Raw genomic sequence first — 18,416 nt, forward strand, 5'->3', positions numbered from 1 at the left:
CCTATGCTTTAAACAATCCTTCAAATATAGTTTTGATAATGTGAAAATACTGCTTACACCGTTCCTATACAAAATAAAAAAGGCATACATATCTGTAATGATATATACACCTTTTTATGTTACATCTCCTCAGGTGCCTCCACCCCAAGTAAACGTAATCCCTCTTTTAATACAACCGTCACAGCATACACTAATGCCAGTCTACTGTCTTTCTCTTCACTCTCTTCTAATATACGCACATTCCCGTAATATTTATTAAACGATTGCGCTACATCTAATACGTATTTCGAAATAACCGATGGTTCATTTTTGTTGAAGGCTATTTCAATTACTTGTGGGAATTTATTAAGTAATTTTACAACGCTCCAGCTATGATCATCTTTTAATGCAAACGTACACGTTTCAAATTCTACGCTTTCTTTTCTTAAAATAGAGCAAGCACGTGCATGTGTGTATTGTACATATGGGCCTGTTTCCCCTTCAAATTTCAGCATATTTTCTAATGAGAATTCAATATTATGCATACGCTCATTTTTTAAATCGTGGAAGATAACTGCGCCTACACCGACTTGCTTCGCTACTTCTTCTTTCTGTTTTAAATTCGGATTTTTCTCTTCAATATTTTGTTTTGCAAGTTCGATTGCTTCCTCAAGTACTTCTTCTAGTAAAATAACTCTTCCTTTACGTGTCGACATTTTCTTACCATCTTTTAAAATGAACCCAAACGGTACATGTTCCATGCCGTCAACCCAAGTGTAGCCCAACTTTTTTAATACAGTGAAAAATTGATTGAAGTGTAAACTTTGTTCCGGGCCAACTACGTATAACGCTTTATCAAAACCAAATGTGTTTTGACGATATAGCGCTGCTGTTAAGTCACGCGTTGCATAAATCGTCGCACCATCTGATTTTCTAATTAAGCAAGGTGGCATTCCCTCTTCTTCTAAATTAACGACTAATGCGCCTTCTGACTCTTCAAGTAAATCATGTTCCTCTAAAATCCCAATAAAGTCTTCCATTAAATTATTATAAAAAGCTTCTCCTTGAAAATTAGTAAATTCCACACCGAGAAGTTCATAAATACGAGAAAATTCTTTTAAGGATTCGTGGCGGAACCAATTCCAAAGCTCAACAGCTTCTTCATCACCTTCTTCTAATTTCTTAAACCAAGCGCGTCCTTCTTCTTCTAATTCTTCGTCGTCTTTTACCTCTTCATGAAATTGAACATATAACTTAAATAATTCACGTATTGGATCCTCTTTCACTACTGCTTCATTTCCCCATTTTTTATAAGCTGTAATTAACTTTCCAAACTGTGTTCCCCAGTCTCCAATATAATTAATTCCTACAACTTCATAGCCACATTTTTCAGCGATATGTTTCAATGAATTTCCTATCATTGTAGAGCGTAAATGCCCCATTGAAAATGGCTTTGCGATATTAGGAGAGGAATAATCGATAACGACCGTTTTTTCATATCCAAAATGATTGTGACCGTACTCTTCTTTCTCCGCTAAAATCGTTTTTAATACTGTATCACTTACCGTTTCACGATTAAAAAAGACATTTACGTAAGGACCAACAGCCTCTACTTTCGCAAAAAACGGATCACTTAATTTCTGTGCAACTTCCTTTGCAATAATAGCCGGTGCTTTTTTATATTGCTTCGCTAATGAAAAGCATGGGAACGCTGCATCTCCGAATTCATCTTGTTTCGGTGTTTCAATTAAATCTAAAATTTGCTGTTGCGTTAATTCATTCGTAAAAATATTAGATAAACTTTCTGCAAACTGCTTTTTATAATCCATGCTACAACCTCCTTCATTTTTAAAATACAAAAAACTCGTCTCTAAAAAAGAGACGAGTTTGAACCCGTGGTACCACCCTTGTTGTTCATTACGAACCACTTTCCCGTTTATAACGAGGACAGGGGGCCTCGGCTTACTCTACTATTCGTTCAAGAAGCATCTCCGAAGTGCGCTTCATCTTTTTCTTCCGCACTAGGCTCACACCATCCCTAGCTCGCTTTCCTTCTAAAAAAGACTACTCTCTTCATCACAGACAGTATATTTAATTAATTATTGCTTATTATACATCTTTTCAAACAATTAGCAAGGGTCAATTACACCAAAGTGAAACTTAGCACTTTTTCTTTTGTATACGTGAAAATTGTGTTTTTCAAATCTAGAACTACGGAAATGATCTTTTAATACGACACGCTTTCTCGCCACTCGCTTCGCCTCCGCAATTGTTTCATCAGTAATATCATGATACAAAGCGAAATGTTTTAATCCTTTAATTCCGTCAGATTCTATGACAGTTTCTTCAAACATCGGATCGAGATAAACGATGTCATAGCTATTATCTTCACATTGTTTTAAAAATGCGAAGTGCTCCGTTTGCTTTACATCAATTCGTTGCATTGCTTCATCAATTTCAGAAACAGATGAAGACCATGTTTTCAAACCATTTTCCATAATATAAGCCATATACTCATTGCCTTCAAGTCCTGTTACTTTTCCGCTTTCACCAACAATATAGCTCGCTACAATACTATCTGATGCCATCCCGAGCGTACAATCTAACACTGTCATTCCTCTCTCTAATTGCGTGGCTTGTACAAACGGATCGTGTTCTCCGCGCATTAACCTTTTCACACGAAACATCGCTGAGTTCGGATGAAAGAAAAACGATTCTTCCGTACCTTTTGGATAAATAGCTAATCGGTTCTTCCCTACGACAAGTACATCTTGTTCATTCTGTTCATGCAGCTTATGTACTGGTATGTCATTACGTTTAACGAAAGAAGCATTTAATTCTGCTGCTACCCTGTTTGCATAAGCTGTCATTTCTTTGTTCGTTCTTCCTGCTGTTGTTACTATCATTTTTTCACCTCTATATAAAGAAAAGAGGGAGATTTACTCTCCCCCTTCTTTAGCAATTCTTTTCGAAAGCTTGTTCTAAATTCGTAATAATTTCGTCCATAGTTGCACCTTCAATTTCATGACGGTGAATGAAGTGAACAACTTCTTTTCCTTTTAACAATGCCATAGATGGTGAAGACGGAGGAATTTCTCCGAAGTATTCACGCATTTTTGCAGTAGCATCTTTATCTTGACCTGCGAATACAGTTACAAGATGATCAGGTTGTTTTTCAGCACGAACAACCGCTTGACCTGCTGATGGACGTGCTAAACCAGCTGCACAACCACAAACAGAGTTTACAACTACTAAAGTTGTACCTGTTACGTTTTCCATAAATTCTGTTACAGCTTCTTCTGTAGTTAACTCTTCAAACCCAGAACGCACTAACTCTTGGCGCATTGGGATTACCATTTGGCGCATGTATTCTTCATAAGCATTTGACATCTTGTAATCTCTCCTTCAACTTTCATTCCAAATTCATCATATCACGCTCTATTAATAGGTGCAAAAGAAAGATAACGATGATTTCATTTTTTTGTAGGGATTTCACAAATCCCTTCGCGGCAATGTCCAACTGGGACAAGTTTTCTATTGTTAGCGATATAATCGTATACTTTACTTCCAAAACCAAATACGATAGATAGCTTTATAAAAGGTACGGCAAACCAATAAGATGGAACGACCTTTGCTAATACATATATGCTATGAATGCCGTCATACCACTTATTATTTTTTAAAATATACAATCTTTGTTCCATCTTACTTTGTAGTTCTTGAGAAAGTTCATACTTCTCAACTACATCTTCATCTCAAAATGAAAAAAATTTCACCTTACCCTTTTTATCTAATTTTTTCGTACGTTCTGCAACCGCCGTACACATCGGACACCAACTATCATAGAAAACAATCATACATTATTCCCCTTTACGAGACTCCGTCATTTGTTTCCATACAGAACCTTTTGCTTCTTCTCCGCCTTCAATACGCTCTAACGCTAGACGTGCTTGCATTGCTACTTCAAACTCTGGATCATCTTGCGCTGCTTTTAATGCTGGAATCGCACTTTCGTCTCCTAGTTCAAATAAGAACATCGCTGCACGCCATCGTACTAATTTACTTGGATCTTTCAGAGATTTAATCATAACGAACATCGCTGCTGGGTCACCTACGTCTGATAAGCAATCACCTGCTGTACGACGAACACTTACAGAGCGATCTAATAAGGCTTTATATAATAACGGTAATACTTCATCACCTTTTACCATACCTAAATATGCTGTTGCTAAACGGCGAATCGAAACTTTTTCATCATCTAACGCCATCTTCAACACTGGAATATCTTCTTCAGTAGGATCCATTTGTTCTAAAGCTGCAAAACGTTTTTTCCAGTCAGCATCTTTCATCATCTCTTCTGTTACTTTATATGGCTCACGCTTTTGAATCGTTACTTCAACAGCACCTGCCTGATTTAATAATTCTTTAACCGTTTCATTTACACGTTCTTCCGGATAAGCAGCAACAATCTCTTCTACTACTTCTTTCCCGATTTCTTCAAAATTACCGTAACGTGTACTTTGTTCCACCCATTTACGTTCTTTTACAACGTTTGGTGCAGACATTTGCACTTTCATAATTGATTCTTTAAAACGGTCAGGTAAACCAACACGTTCTTCCGTCGTTCCATCTGTTAACTTTACTTGCATTGGAATTGTAAAGAACATTTGAACAAACACTTTCACTTCCCCAAAATGAGCAAGTTGTTGTTCTTCACTTTCTTCCACTACTTCTTCGCCAAAAACAGCACGAACTTGTTGTAATAACACTTTCCAGTCATACTTTGCATTTCGCTCCACTGCTAAAAAGTCAGCTACATGATATACACCTTTAATGCCTTCAATTTTCAAAATTTCTTGCACTTGCATTGGCGCTTGTTCTTTATTTTCATTTGTATAATTATTACGTGCTCCTGATGGTAATACTTCATTCAAAATAACTTTCATTGTATTTGGACTTGGCGTCGGTTCAATTGCTTTAATCTTCACGTAAATAACTCTCCTTTATTGCATGTTCTTAGCTGTATTGTAACATGTTATCACGCTATACTCCTACTCGGATGCTTAATTTTACTATTTACCTTTCTACATCGCCGGAAAGTTTCATTCATTCTATTTTCACCTAATCATTCCATAACTATAGTTAAAAGTATAATTGACAATTACATAAAAAGGGATTAACCTTAACTCATAAAATGACCGTGGTCATTTTATGAGCAAAGTCATTCAAAGGTGGAGTGATAACAAATGAACAATGTCATAATTATTGGTGGCGGTATTGCTGGACTTTGCGCAGCAATTTCCTTACAAAAAATAGGAATAGAAGTAAAAGTATATGATAAAAACAATGAGCCTACTGTTGCTGGTGCAGGTATTATCATTGCCCCAAACGCAATGCAAGCACTTGAACTATACGGCATTTCTAAGAAAATCAAAAAATTCGGCAACGAAAGTGACGGTTTTAACCTTGTATCCGAAAAAGTTACTACTTTCAATAAGTTAATTATTCCAACTTGCTATCCAAAAATGTACTCCATTCATAGAAAAGATTTACACCAATTACTACTTTCTGAACTAAAAGAAGATACTGTCAAGTGGGGAAAAGAATGCGTAAAAATAGAACAGAATGAAGCAAGCGCCTTAAAGATAGTATTTCAAGATGGTAGTGAAGCACTCGGTAATATACTCATTGCGGCTGATGGTATTCATTCTGTCATTCGAAAGCAAGTAACACAAGGCGATAATTATCGTTATGCAGGATATACGTGTTGGCGCGGCGTAACTCCTGCTAATAATCTTTCTTTAACAAATGACTTTATTGAAACTTGGGGAGCGAACGGTAGATTTGGTATCGTCCCTCTTCCCAACAACGAAGTATACTGGTATGCGCTCATAAACGCGAAAGCTAGAGATCAAAAATACAAAGCTTACACAACAACAGATTTATATAATCATTTCAAAACTTACCATAATCCAATCCCATCTATTTTAAAGAACGCATCGGACATTGATATGATTCATCGTGATATTATAGACATCACTCCAATGAAACAGTTTTTTGACAAACGCATCGTATTCATTGGGGATGCTGCCCATGCACTTACTCCGAATTTAGGCCAAGGTGCTTGCCAAGCAATTGAAGATGCGATTATTCTGGCTGAATGCATTAAAAATAATGCTCATTATCGTCAAGCATTTTTAGAATACGAACAAAAACGACGAGATAGAATTGAAAAAATCTCAAATACTGCATGGAAAGTTGGAAAAATGGCACAAATAGAAAGTAAACCTTTAACTATAGTAAGAAACGAAGTAATGAAACGTATGCCAAAATGGGTTTCTGAAAAGCAAACACATGAACTATATAGTTTTCATTTATAACATGTAACTATAATGAAAACTATAAACAGAATTATGACGTAAGATTCTATTTGAGATTATCTCTTAAACAGATATAATTGTTTTTGTTAGGAGTAGATAAAATGCTTAGAGAAACGAGAAAAAAAGAGTTAAAGGAACTTATATTCCTAAAAGCAGTACAGCTCTTTCAAGAACGCGGGTACGAAAATGTAACGGTTCAAGATATTACTACTGCATGTGGGATAGCGAAGGGCACTTTCTTCAACTACTTTCCGAAAAAGGAAAACATATTATTATTTTTAGGTGATTCTCAAATTGAGCTATGGAATGAAAGTTTAAAAACTTACGAAAATGTGGAACATCCAAAAGAAAGAATCAAACTTGTTTTAGGCGATTTACTGGATCGATTTACTGGACATGGTGATTTAATGAAGCATGCCGTCTTTGAGATTATAAAGTCAAACTACTTAGTAGAAAATGAATTAAAAAGTATACAACAGCTACAAGAAGGTTTGTCTTCAATTATTACAGAAGCGAAAGAGGCAGGAAAATTAAACAGTCAATGGGATATAAATATTATCACTTCTACTGTTATGAGCACTTATTTTTATACACTAATGTCGCATTCGCTACTACATGGAAATGAAATCATTGCGAAAAATATTCTCAATCAACAATTAGATGTTGTTTGGGAAGATATTAATCAAAAGTGATAGAGGGCTATGTTACTAGACCCTCTTATTACGATGCCCCCTCCCGCCTTCTCTCCAAAAAGGTTATACTCTCAATCACAACTTCAGTTCTATATATTCTCTTGCCTTGTTCATCATCGTAATTACTCGTCTGAATACGCCCTGTAATCCCAACAAGTGAGCCCTTCTTACAATATTCAGTTACATTCTCAGCCGATTTTCGCCATACGACACAATTAATAAAATCTACTTGTTGTTCACCTAAACTATTTCGAAATCCTCTATTCACCGCAACACATGCTCGTGCATATGCGACGCCTTGCTTTGTGTAGTATAATTCTGGCTCCTTTGTCAATCTACCGATTAATACAACTCGATTCATCATAAGTTATACCACCTCACATATTTTTCTTCATTGTAAATAAAAATGTATGAAGGGTAAAAAGCGTAAAATAATATATTTTAAAGTAAAAAAGATTATTTTTTATGCTATAAAAGAAAAAAAGAAACCTTACATATTTTAAACATGTAAGGTTTCAAAAATTATACTTCACTGCATGAAATGTAATATCCTCCACGAGCCATCTTTATTTCCGCACGATACAATACTTCTTCTAAGTAAAAAGTTATCGGTTTTACTTTACTCTCAAATTTAAGTTGTTCATTACATTCAGCTGCATAACTTTCAATAGCTGAAGTAATAACTTCTCCCGATGGATACGTTAAAGCATCATCTAGTTCTATGAAAAAACTTTTAGAAAATAATTTTTTCATAATCCCTTTCTTCTCTTTCATCATATTCCATCCACTTCAATTTAAAGTTACCAACATCCATATTATACCACATCATCAATTTATCTTTGAAAATAAAAAAATCCTGCATTTTTCATGCAGGATTTTTTATTAGTCATTTTTCGTAAAGTAAGAAACGAAACGAAGAATTTCTAAGTATAACCAAACTAATGTAAGCATTAGTCCCATTGCAGTGTACCACTCCATATATTTCGGAGCTTGACTACGTACACCATTTTCGATTAAATCGAAATCTAGTAATAAGTTTAGTGCAGCAACTACGATAACAACTGCACTAATAATAATACCGATTGTACCGCCTTGGTGAATGTACGGAACCGTTACACCAAACATGTTTAGTAGAAATACGACTAAGTACATAACCATAATTCCAAGTGTTGCTGCCATTACGCCTGTACGGAATTTATCCGTTACTTTTACTACACGTGTTGCATATAACACTAACATTGCAAATAGAATTGAGATTGTTAGTAAAACAGCATTTAAAACGATAGAATCGCCAAATTTCATTGTATAAACCGCTGAAATACTACCTAACACAACCCCTTCTACTGCTGCATAGATTGGTGCACCAAAAGGTGAAATACGTGGGAAGAACATAGATGCAAATGCGATGATTGCCGCAACGATTAAAGCGCCAATTAATACTGGCATCTTCATCGTACCCTCTATCATCTGGATGTATGAATAGACAGACGTTGCAAGTAGCAAGATAAGCATAATAAACGTTTTGCCTACTGTTCCGCCAATAGTCATCGCAGAAGCACTTGCTCCCTCTTTACGGAATGCCTCTTTTTTCAACATTGGATTAGATGTTCTCATTTTTTCCCTCCTAAAATAGGTTCTACCAATAGTGTAAAGTTTTTCTCTTTACTTTTCAATATATGCAGCTTGTTTTTATTTTAATCCTTCAACAATGTCCGATAGTTCACTCCATCTTTCCATCGTTTTTTCTAGCTCTTCTTCTGTTTTCTGCTGTGCTTCAGACAATTCTTGCGCTTTCGTAAAATCAGAACCAACATTCGCAAGCTCTTCTCCAATTGATTCTAGCTTTTCTTCAAGTTCCGCAATTGTATCTTCAATAGTTTCCCATTCGCGCTGCTCGTTATATGAAAGTTTACGCTTACGTTGTTGTTTCGGTGCTTCTTCCACTACTTTTTTCTCTTTCTGTACTTCCGCTTTCTCAATAAGTTCTCTCGTTTTTTCCATTTCTAAATAATCCGTATAACTACCTAGAAATTCACGCACTTCTCCTTCTCCCTTAAAGATGAATAATTCATCTACTACTTTATCTAAGAAGTAACGGTCATGTGATACAGTTAAAACGACACCGGGGAAATCTTCTAAATAATCTTCTAATACAGTTAATGTTTGTGTATCTAGATCATTCGTAGGCTCATCGAGTAATAGTACGTTCGGTTCTCCCATTAATATACGTAATAAATATAAACGTCTTCTTTCACCGCCAGATAATTTGCCAAGCGGTGTACCATGTGAATGCGGCGGGAATAAGAAACGTTCTAACATTTGAGACGCACCAATTACTTTTCCGTCTGTCGTATGAATGACTTCAGCGATTTCTTTAATGTATTCAATCATACGTTGATTTAAATTCATCTCTTCATTTTCTTGCGTATAGTAAGCGATTTTTACTGTTTGCCCAACTTCAATTTCACCACTATCAGGAGATATTTTACCTGCAAGCATATTTAATAGCGAAGATTTCCCGCTTCCATTCGCTCCAATAATTCCGATACGATCGCCTGGTTTCACGATATGATTGAAGTTGTTTAATACTGTTTTATCGCCAAATTTTTTCGTTACATCTTTTAACTCAAGTACTTTTTTCCCAAGGCGACTACCGCTAAGCGCAATATCAACTGACTGTTTTGCAGCTGGCCCTTCTTGACCTTTTAACTCTTCAAATCGTTGAATACGTGCCTTTTGCTTAGTCGAACGAGCTTTTGCACCACGGCGAATCCATGCTAATTCGCGGCGATATAAGTTTTGACGTTTTGATTCCTGCGCAAGTTCTTGTTCTTCACGAAGTGCTTTCGCTTCTAAAAACGTACTGTAATTCCCTTCATAACTATACAGTTTTCCATTGTCTAATTCGAAAATACGATTCGTCACACGATCTAAGAAATAACGATCATGAGTTACAAGTAATACTGCACCTGTGTACCTTGCTAAATATTCCTCTAACCACTCAACTGTCTCATGGTCAAGATGGTTCGTAGGCTCATCTAAAATTAATAGATCCGGTGTTTCAATAAAACACTGCGCCATCGCAATACGTTTTTTCTGCCCACCAGATAAATTTCCAACAGTTGCTGTGAAATCCGTAATTCCTAGTTTCGTTAATAACGATTTTGCATTCGCATTTGCTTCCCACGCACTCATTGCGTCCATACGTTGTTGCACTGCAAATAATTGTTCCTGTACCTTTTCATTACTTGGATCTTTTTCGATATGTAATAGCGCCTTTTCATAATCACGAAGAAGACGAATTAAAGGTGTATCACCATGGAAGACTTGTTCTAATACTGTTAATTGTTCATCAAACTCTGGTTGCTGTGATAAATAACTAATTGTATACCCACGTGAATGAGTCATATCACCTGTGTCAGGAATTTCTGCCCCTGCAATAATTTTTAACAACGTTGATTTACCAGTACCATTTACACCAATAATTCCGGCACGTTGTCCTTCTGCAATACTAAATGATAATCCATCAAATAACGGTTTCTCTCCATATGATTTTGATAAGTTTTCCACAGTTAACATTTTCATATTTGTGCATTCCACTCTTTCATAAATTGTTCAATAAACTGTTCCATATAACGATGACGAACTTCAGCCTCTTGTTTTGCTGCATTCGTATTCATTAAGTCTTTTAGTTTTAAAAGTTTTTCATAAAAATGATTTAAAGATGGGTCATTATTTTTTCTATATTCTTCTTTCGTCATCACTTCACGAGGAGGAATAGTTGGATCATACATTAGTCTCCCTTTCGCTCCGCCATACGCAAATGTGCGAGCTATTCCAATTGCACCAAGAGCGTCTAAGCGATCTGCATCTTGAACAATCTTCCCTTCAATTGACTCCACTTTACCGCCATGACCACCTTTATAAGACATATTGGCGATAATATGAAGAACATGCTTACTTTCCTCTTCTTCAACATGTAACTCTTCTAACCAATCAGAAACTTTTTTCATTCCTGCTTCTTCACTTTCATTTAACTTCTCATCTGCCACATCGTGAAGTAATGCTGCCATTTCAATTATAAAACGATTTCCTCCTTCTTGCTCGGATAAAGAAATCGCCAGTTTATGTACACGCTCAATATGATACCAATCATGCCCACTCGCATCTTTTTCTAAAATATGTTTTACAAAAGTAATTGTTTTTTCTATCTTTTCTTGTTTTGTCATTTTATCTTCACCCAGTTACTTATTGTAACACGCCCTTATTTTTTCATCACATATTTTCTTGTCCGCCCATACACTAGGTGGTAGGCATCATCATGAAGGAGGAATAAATATGTTCTATAATAATCAACCGCCTTACCCAAGGCAACCATTTTACCCTCAGCAACAAGAACAAAGATATACAGAACAATATGAAGAACAAGAGCAACAATATGAACAAAATCCATATGCAGCGCCACAAACTCAAGAACAACAAGTTCAACAAAATCCATATGACACACGTCCAAGTTACGAATATCCTCAAAATCCATATGCAGTACCACAAACTCAAGAGCAACAATTTCAACAAAATCCATATGTAGCACCGCAAACTCAAGAACAACAATTTCAACAAAATCCATATGTAGCACCGCAAACTCAAGAACAACAAGTTCAACAAAATCCATATGTAGCAGCACAAACTCAAGAACAACAGTTTCAACAAAACCCATACCCAACTCAGCCACAACAAACTCAAGTACAACAACAAATGTATCAACCAAACTACGACGCACGTGTCTCACCACCTAAACCGCCAACATTAGATATTACACAACCACAAATTTTACCGCCTGGACCAACACTGGATATTACACAGCCTCAAATTTTACCACCTGGACCAATTACAGAACCAACGCAACAACAGATTCAACAAGTTGTCGGTACACAGTTCTTACCTTTAAAGAAACCTGTACTAGATTTCGTAAAACCTTGGGTAGATTACGGTTTAAATGAAGCAAAACATACATCACATAAACACGCTTTAACAGAAGTTGCTGCCATTATGTTTTTAGTTGGGAAAGGCTTTAATCCAACGATTGCACATTATATTGTGGAATCTTGGGAGAAGAATGAGCAGTTTTAGTTTTATGCTATATAAAAAGATAAAAGTGCCACAAATGTCTGCTGTACAAACATTTGTGGCACTTTTTATTTTTCACGTTATATCTTTTCTAAAATAGTATTAAATTAATCTTGTCTTCCGCTCTTCTATCCGAATTACTTTTCCACTTTGATATACAAATGATTGTTCACCAAATCCACTTTTGGGTGGTTCTATTAGCTGAACCTGACCATTTTCAACAATATATATTCCGTTTATTTCTAAATCAATTTCAGCTGTCATTTCAACAAGATTTTCTTTTCTAATTCCCACCAAGATTACTCCCATATGTTATTATTACTTTGTCGAAGTAAGTGGTTTTATTCATCCACTACGTGAGTAAAGGTGTGAAAATTTTTGAGTAATATGAATAAAAGCCGAATTGAAATTCTAAAAATGAAAGCAAAAAGAACTGGTAGTAGAAAAGAACTCGTAGACGAACTTTCTAATATTGTTACAGTTTCTATGGACTCATTTATGGATCCAAAATCTAATGATTTATTTTGTAAAGACTTATTTAACACGCTAACACAAACTTCAAACATAAAAAACTTTGGTAGCACTAATTATGAAGAAAACAGAAGACTATCAATAGTACTGTTAAAAGAAACAGCTAAAACCATTAAATTTCCAGTTGATCAAGGGAGGCTCTTTTTCTCTAAGGGTGGTAAAATTGAAGCAGTTAAACTGAACATTGGTGAAGTATTTGAGAATTTAGAAGAGTTATCAACCATATCAAAATTTCTAACTGGATATGCAGATTTTGTATTAGTTGGGGATGATTTAGAATTCGGGATCGTTATTGAGCGCACTGAATATCACTACGAATTCAGTATGTGGGGCGTATCCACAATATGAAATACGAAAATACAAAAGACCACTTCAAAATGAGAGTGGTCTTTTTATTACTTTATCTATCAACCTTTTCAAATGATTCATATCAACACTTTCTTTTAAGACCTTTTCTTCCTAGGACCTATAATCAATTTAATCGCCGTTCTTTCTTGATCATTAATAGTAACCTCTTGAAATGCTGGAACAAAGGCTAAGTCAATACCACCTGGAGCAACAAATCCTCTTGCGATTGCAATTGCTTTAATCGCTTGGTTTAATGAACCCGCTCCAATCGCTTGAATTTCTACATTTCCACTTGTTCTTAGTACACCTGCAATTGCGCCTGCGACTGAATTGGGGCTTGATTTTGAAGATACTTTTAATATATTTTCCATGTAAGTTGCTCCCTCTATTATTTAATTACTCTTTTGTTACCGTATAAAATATTTCAACGTATCTTTAACTACTATTCACACCAAAAGCAAACAATACTACATATGTACATTCATTCGATACTTTTTCTCTTCTTCCTGCCGTGCTACGTAAATAAAGGTCAACGACTCCAAACCTTATATATACAAATATTTAAAAGATATAAATTCACTTAAACAATCACATCATTGTAACTGAAGATACTCGTTTTACTTTTGCAGGTGCAATTACAATTTAAAAAGCATTCCTGCTACATTTCAAGAATTCGCTACCAAATACTTAACCTTTGTGCCTTCAAAAATTCCCTTTGTACCTTTTTGTTAATCTAATAAACATGAAAAAGCACCGAACTTTACTACTACAAAAGTTCGGTACTTTTTTCTCATTCTTTCTTATTTCTCCACATAAACCGACTTAACGATTGTACGATTATATGGTTGTCCTTCTTTATTCATCCCTTTTATATCCATCGTAACGTTATATACTCCTGGTTGCTTTATGTCCTTCAAAGCACCAGTAAATGTATTGTTATTCACATTTTGTAATTCATTATATTCAGAGACTAGTTTCCCTTCTTTATTCACGACTCTTACTGTTATGGAAAGATTTCCTTTCATTTCAGGTGCCACAGGTGATTTTTTCAGTTTATACTCAGATTTATTTGCTTTTACTTTTGTAGGCATTTGAAGAACAAATGGTGCGCTATTCTTGTAATCGCTTACAACTAAATATGCATCTTTCGACTGCTTCGCCATCATTTTAACTTTCCATTCTCCTACATCCATTTTATCAAATTTAAATGTTTTAATTGTCGCGCCACCAAAGAAAGATTCATCTTCACCAGTAGTTATAACTCTATCCTTATTTGTATACACTTTTCCTTTTGGTGATATCATTTGTACTTCTACATCCGACGAAGCAGTTAATATAGAAACAATTCCTTCTGCCTTTTTATCAACCGCAACAGTTTGCTCTATCCACTGATTTTGTGGCAATTCCCCTCCTAAAATGCTTTGATTTGAAGTTGTATTTAATTGTTCTATATTTTCATTTGAACTAGTGCTGGATGCTACTAAAGCTGGAACCGGTACATTTGCTGTACGTAAATACGGTTCAATTCGTGAGAACACAGCAGATCCTTTTCGTATATTATCATGATCAAATCTAGAATCTGTAAATAAATGCGTTCCATACGGCAGCTTAGCACTCCACTCATTTACTAGTCCATCATTTGAACCGTATGATGACAAATATAATCCACCCATTGATAACGCCGAAAATACAGGGCCCCAGCTAGTCCCAGTAACTGTATAATAACGGTTTAATTTAGCTGCTGGATTATTATCAATCGTTGAACGAAATTTTGCCATTTCGCCCATTTGTAATGAATACGTACCATCATCTTTTTGACCTAATATAGAAGCAAGCCATCCTGCCCACCAACTATATGATAAATCCGCTAAGTTTGATCCATGATGTGGCGTCGCAAGTGTAATAACATTTCCGACAAATCGATTTGCCCCATATTCTACTAATGCAGCTTGTGTATCGATACCACCTTTACTATGTGCTACAATATTAACTTTTTTACCGAAATGATTATATATTTCTTCTAATTTTTGTGCTAACAATTTTCCGTTATCCCACTGACTAGCTGACCCTTTCCCAGCAGCATCATATAATTGTATAAATACTGTTTGATAGCCTGCTTTCAAAGCATAGTCATACATATCATTCATATCGTGATATACTGTCTTTCCATACCAACTATCAGCATTCCCATTCCTTCCTTGCACAAAGAGAATTGGAGGCTTACTTTCATCATAATTAGCAGGTTTTTGACCTAAAAACCATTCTCCAGGTGTAAAGACTTCTTGATCTGGAAAGCCTGTTTTAAGCTCTTTTACAACTTCTGCTCGCACATTTGTGCTAATCATTGGAACCATGATAAAAAATACAATTAGTAAGGCAACACATCTTCTCATCAATCGCATGTTACTCCCCCCACATTTTTTGAAAGAAGGTGCTCGTTGTAATATTTTTTATCTTCTCTCTTAATACTAGATAATCTTTGTACTTAAACAAGACCCTGTCCCTATTCTTAAGAGATTACTAGTCCCCCTTCTTCCTTAACACACGTTATTCTCTTTGTTTCTATCTCTTCCTTTTGAGTGAATGCTACAAAAAAGTTTCTCAACAATTGTTAACTTTACTGAATCTAATATCCCCCAATTATTATTGTTTATATAAAGCATACAAATCTTGAAAAAACTTTAGTAAAAAAACACTTTATTATCAGCTAGTTATAAAAAAAGTTAATGAATATATGTGCTTTTATTTAATTAAATACAAACTAAACAAAATAGAAGCTAATATTGTAAGACTTTCCTATCATTAAATATTAAACTGAATTTTATGAATAGATACTAATATTTCCAGAAACATATATTATGATAATTTTCGCAGACTTGAATTAAACTTTTAGAAGTACTAACCTATTGGTGAGCAGAAGAAAATTCTGTAAAAAGAAAGGAGAATGCTTTATGATGACCGATTTACAAAAGGAGTTTTTTAAACGATTAAAAATTCCTGCAAAAGAAATAACATTTGATGATTTAGATGCAATTCTCTTAAAAATGGGATTGATTCTCCCCTATGAAAATCTCGATATTATGGCTGGTACTATTAAAAACATCTCAAAAAATAACTTAATAGAAAAGTTACTTATTCAAAAACGAGGCGGTCTTTGTTATGAATTAAACTCCTTATTGTATTACTTTTTAATGGATTGTGGATTTCAAGTATATAAAGTAGCTGGTACTGTTTATGACCTTTATGATAATAAATGGAAACCCGATGATGGTCATGTCATTATCATATTACATCATAATAATAAAGATTATGTTATAGACGCCGGTTTTGCCTCTCATCTACCTTTACATCCAGTCCCTTTTAACGGAAAAGTCATCTCTTCTCAAACGGGTGAATATCGAATTCGCAAACGAATTACCCGAAAAGGTACACACATTTTAGAAATGAGAAAAGGAGCTAACGGGGAATCTACAAATTTCTTGCAATCTGAACCTTCAGATGAATGGAAAATAGGCTATGCCTTCACTTTAAATCCAATAGATGAGAAAAAGGTTAATAATATCCAGAAAATCATTGTAGAACATAAAGAATCTCCTTTTAATAAAGGAGCTATCACTTGTAAATTAACTAATTATGGTCACATATCATTAACAAATAAAAATTATACAGAAACCTTTAAAGGCACCAAAAATAAACGTCCAATAGAATTAAAAGATTATGCTCGCATTCTTCGTGAATCTTTTGGAATAACGCAAGTGAAATATGTAGGAAAAACACTAGAAAGAGGTTAGCTGACTAAAAGTATTTCATAATAAAGCAGATTCCATATTTAGAATCTGCTTTATTTTATATTTTGTTATAAAGAAATTTGTTTTGCTCTTATCCTTTAATTTTCAATGATATACTCATCATCATATTTATCGTATTGGAGCCCTGACCCTATTTTTGATTCCGTAACTTGATCTCTTAAAAACGGTGCAGCTTCCATCTTGCTAGTTGCAATTTCAATTCCATATTTCTTCGTTAAATGGGCTAATTCTATTAAAAACCACTCTCTTCGCAATGTAACTGGAATATCAAATGTCCTTCTTTTCATATATAATAGCACCTCTTTAATTTTCATAACTTAAAAAACATTATAGTATATGCATGTCCATTTTAAATGTGCTATTAATAAAATATAATTTTAGTTTACATAAAATTATTATGTAACAGTAGAAAGAGGCTTGTCCTCCTCTTTCTACTGCAGAGATTTAAATTAAGAACATCTTGGTACACCGAAAGCTAAGAATAAACCTGCTACTCCCGCTGTAATCGGTACTTTCAAAGTAATTACATCGTCTACCTTCGTTACTAGAAAGTAAGCATTACCTTCTTGTAACACACAATTCACTAACAATTGAAATTCCATTCAAATCTCCTCCTTTCAATCGATATACTATACTTTATGAATTCTCTTTAAAAACGTAATAGGAAATATATCTATTTTTCCTTATATACAAAATAAATGTTTATAAGTCTATTAAAAATATTAATTTTCTAAATTTATATAAATTGTGTAATATCCAGTAAGTTCCTATATAATCAATAATGAAAATCTTACAAATGGAGGTATAAAAATGGCAATTTTGAGTAATATTGGTGCAGCTTTATTTTTTATTGCTTTTATTCTTTTAATCTTATGTATTATTTCATTTTTCAAGAAAAATGGAAAAGCAACACAGTATGGTCGTCCTACTGTTATTCTTTTTATGATTTCGATTATATTGATGGTAACTGGCTCAACAAATTCAGAACATCCAGTCATCGAATTTTTTACTATTTTAAGTTTCATTTTATTTATTTTCTTCCTTGTACTAGCAATCTTATCTGTAATTAAAAAGACAGGTGTAGCAAAAAAACAATTTATTATCACTGCTATTTTATTTGTTATTTTTGGTGCGTTATCAAGTATTTCAAATCCTACTTCTGAAAAAACGACAGCAACTAGTAAAAAAGTTGCTTCTAACACTACAGAACAAAAAGATAGCGACAAAAAAGAACTAGAAAAAAAAGAAGCAGACGAAAAAGCTCAAAAGCAAGAAGATGAGAAGCGTCAAGCCGAGGAACAAGCTCGTAAGCAAGAGGATGAAAAACGCCAGGCTGATGAACAAGCTCGTAAACAACAAGAAGAACAAAAACGTCTTGCTGATGAACAAACTCGCAAACAACAAGAGGAACAAAAACGCCAGGCTGATGAACAAGCTCGTAAACAACAAGAAGAACAAAAACGCCAGGCTGATTGAAGTGAACCCTGAAAACGGGACACCAATCAAAACACCTAAACCACTTGTTCCCTAAATTCTTTAGGGGATAGGTG

At 34.7% G+C, this 18,416-nt stretch carries 19 protein-coding genes, 2 pseudogenes and 1 other annotated feature; of the genes and pseudogenes, 6 read left to right on the forward strand and 15 right to left on the reverse strand.

The window, feature by feature from the left end; translation table 11 throughout:
- Window positions 1-119: 119 nt before the first annotated feature.
- From argS to PDQ33_RS15840, 5 genes and pseudogenes are all read right to left on the reverse strand, one after another.
- The gene (argS, locus tag PDQ33_RS15820; RefSeq protein WP_000384853.1) at window positions 120-1,808 is read right to left on the reverse strand and encodes an arginine--tRNA ligase; all 1,689 of its coding nucleotides are present in this window, start codon (window positions 1,806-1,808) and stop codon (window positions 120-122) included.
- 45 nt (window positions 1,809-1,853) lie between these two features.
- Window positions 1,854-2,068: a binding site (T-box leader), on the reverse strand.
- Between the two features lie 40 nt (window positions 2,069-2,108).
- A complete protein-coding gene (locus PDQ33_RS15825; RefSeq protein WP_229132976.1) occupies window positions 2,109-2,885 on the reverse strand; it encodes a class I SAM-dependent methyltransferase in 777 nt (258 codons plus the stop codon).
- A gap of 49 nt (window positions 2,886-2,934) precedes the next feature.
- Window positions 2,935-3,369, reverse strand: coding sequence for a BrxA/BrxB family bacilliredoxin (locus PDQ33_RS15830; RefSeq protein WP_000063713.1), 435 nt, complete (start codon window positions 3,367-3,369; stop codon window positions 2,935-2,937).
- A gap of 83 nt (window positions 3,370-3,452) precedes the next feature.
- A pseudogene (locus PDQ33_RS15835) lies at window positions 3,453-3,836 on the reverse strand (thiol-disulfide oxidoreductase DCC family protein).
- 3 nt (window positions 3,837-3,839) lie between these two features.
- Complete coding sequence (locus tag PDQ33_RS15840; RefSeq protein WP_000692572.1) at window positions 3,840-4,967, reverse strand: conserved virulence factor C family protein; 1,128 nt, start codon at window positions 4,965-4,967, stop codon at window positions 3,840-3,842.
- A gap of 258 nt (window positions 4,968-5,225) precedes the next feature.
- On the opposite strand from PDQ33_RS15840, the gene PDQ33_RS15845 reads away from it, so the two are divergent.
- Window positions 5,226-6,359, forward strand: coding sequence for an FAD-dependent monooxygenase (locus tag PDQ33_RS15845; protein ID WP_270756119.1), 1,134 nt, complete (start codon window positions 5,226-5,228; stop codon window positions 6,357-6,359).
- 101 nt (window positions 6,360-6,460) lie between these two features.
- Window positions 6,461-7,051: a TetR/AcrR family transcriptional regulator gene (locus tag PDQ33_RS15850; RefSeq protein WP_061130744.1), complete on the forward strand. Its 591-nt coding sequence runs from the start codon at window positions 6,461-6,463 to the stop codon at window positions 7,049-7,051.
- Window positions 7,052-7,079: 28 nt separating this feature from the next.
- Here the strand turns inward: PDQ33_RS15850 and PDQ33_RS15855 are convergent, their stop codons facing one another.
- The 5 genes from PDQ33_RS15855 to PDQ33_RS15875 all read right to left on the reverse strand — a co-directional run bounded on the left by PDQ33_RS15855 (window position 7,080) and on the right by PDQ33_RS15875 (window position 11,280).
- Window positions 7,080-7,415: a single-stranded DNA-binding protein gene (locus PDQ33_RS15855; protein ID WP_000982010.1), complete on the reverse strand. Its 336-nt coding sequence runs from the start codon at window positions 7,413-7,415 to the stop codon at window positions 7,080-7,082.
- 158 nt (window positions 7,416-7,573) lie between these two features.
- Window positions 7,574-7,828, reverse strand: a complete 255-nt coding sequence (locus tag PDQ33_RS15860; RefSeq protein WP_000975123.1) for a DUF4318 domain-containing protein — start codon at window positions 7,826-7,828, stop codon at window positions 7,574-7,576.
- Between the two features lie 105 nt (window positions 7,829-7,933).
- Window positions 7,934-8,665, reverse strand: a complete 732-nt coding sequence (locus tag PDQ33_RS15865; protein WP_001260642.1) for a Bax inhibitor-1/YccA family protein — start codon at window positions 8,663-8,665, stop codon at window positions 7,934-7,936.
- Window positions 8,666-8,740: 75 nt separating this feature from the next.
- The gene (locus PDQ33_RS15870; protein ID WP_000783206.1) at window positions 8,741-10,636 is read right to left on the reverse strand and encodes an ABC-F family ATP-binding cassette domain-containing protein; all 1,896 of its coding nucleotides are present in this window, start codon (window positions 10,634-10,636) and stop codon (window positions 8,741-8,743) included.
- Window positions 10,633-11,280: an HD domain-containing protein gene (locus tag PDQ33_RS15875; protein ID WP_000165943.1), complete on the reverse strand. Its 648-nt coding sequence runs from the start codon at window positions 11,278-11,280 to the stop codon at window positions 10,633-10,635. Before PDQ33_RS15875 ends, PDQ33_RS15870 begins: the two co-directional genes overlap by 4 nt.
- A 109-nt stretch (window positions 11,281-11,389) precedes the next feature.
- Between PDQ33_RS15875 and PDQ33_RS15880 the strand changes: the two genes are divergently transcribed.
- A complete protein-coding gene (locus PDQ33_RS15880) occupies window positions 11,390-12,181 on the forward strand; it encodes a hypothetical protein (protein WP_270394224.1) in 792 nt (263 codons plus the stop codon).
- 99 nt (window positions 12,182-12,280) lie between these two features.
- On the opposite strand, the gene PDQ33_RS15885 is transcribed toward PDQ33_RS15880, so the two are convergent.
- On the reverse strand, window positions 12,281-12,472 hold the full coding sequence (locus PDQ33_RS15885) for a DUF3954 domain-containing protein (RefSeq protein WP_000512846.1): 192 nt from the start codon (window positions 12,470-12,472) through the stop codon (window positions 12,281-12,283).
- Window positions 12,473-12,556: 84 nt separating this feature from the next.
- On the opposite strand from PDQ33_RS15885, the gene PDQ33_RS15890 reads away from it, so the two are divergent.
- A complete protein-coding gene (locus PDQ33_RS15890; RefSeq protein ID WP_000069081.1) occupies window positions 12,557-13,057 on the forward strand; it encodes a YxiF family protein in 501 nt (166 codons plus the stop codon).
- Between the two features lie 95 nt (window positions 13,058-13,152).
- On the opposite strand, the gene spoVS is transcribed toward PDQ33_RS15890, so the two are convergent.
- Together spoVS and PDQ33_RS15900 are read right to left on the reverse strand one after the other, a co-directional pair.
- Entirely contained in the window at window positions 13,153-13,428 is a 276-nt protein-coding gene (spoVS, locus tag PDQ33_RS15895) for a stage V sporulation protein SpoVS (RefSeq protein ID WP_000427804.1), read from the reverse strand.
- Between the two features lie 429 nt (window positions 13,429-13,857).
- Window positions 13,858-15,459 (reverse strand): lipase family alpha/beta hydrolase, encoded by a 1,602-nt coding sequence (locus tag PDQ33_RS15900; RefSeq protein WP_270756138.1) that lies wholly within the window; start codon window positions 15,457-15,459, stop codon window positions 13,858-13,860.
- A gap of 549 nt (window positions 15,460-16,008) precedes the next feature.
- Here PDQ33_RS15900 and PDQ33_RS15905 point away from each other — a divergent pair.
- Window positions 16,009-16,848: an arylamine N-acetyltransferase family protein gene (locus tag PDQ33_RS15905; RefSeq protein WP_000988051.1), complete on the forward strand. Its 840-nt coding sequence runs from the start codon at window positions 16,009-16,011 to the stop codon at window positions 16,846-16,848.
- A 95-nt stretch (window positions 16,849-16,943) separates the two neighbouring features.
- On the opposite strand, the gene PDQ33_RS15910 is transcribed toward PDQ33_RS15905, so the two are convergent.
- Window positions 16,944-17,153 (reverse strand): hypothetical protein, encoded by a 210-nt coding sequence (locus PDQ33_RS15910; protein WP_000830253.1) that lies wholly within the window; start codon window positions 17,151-17,153, stop codon window positions 16,944-16,946.
- Window positions 17,154-17,315: 162 nt separating this feature from the next.
- Window positions 17,316-17,468 carry an exosporium protein ExsG gene (gene exsG, locus PDQ33_RS15915; protein ID WP_000395675.1) on the reverse strand — a complete coding sequence of 51 codons (153 nt, stop codon included), beginning with the start codon at window positions 17,466-17,468 and terminating at the stop codon, window positions 17,316-17,318.
- A 208-nt stretch (window positions 17,469-17,676) separates the two neighbouring features.
- Here exsG and PDQ33_RS15920 point away from each other — a divergent pair.
- Window positions 17,677-18,339, forward strand: a pseudogene (locus tag PDQ33_RS15920) (excalibur calcium-binding domain-containing protein); the annotation flags it as partial.
- Window positions 18,340-18,416: the final 77 nt, after the last annotated feature.

This window comes from Bacillus cereus group sp. Bc031 (genome assembly GCF_027716265.1).
Classification (GTDB): Bacteria; Bacillota; Bacilli; order Bacillales; family Bacillaceae_G; genus Bacillus_A; species Bacillus_A paranthracis.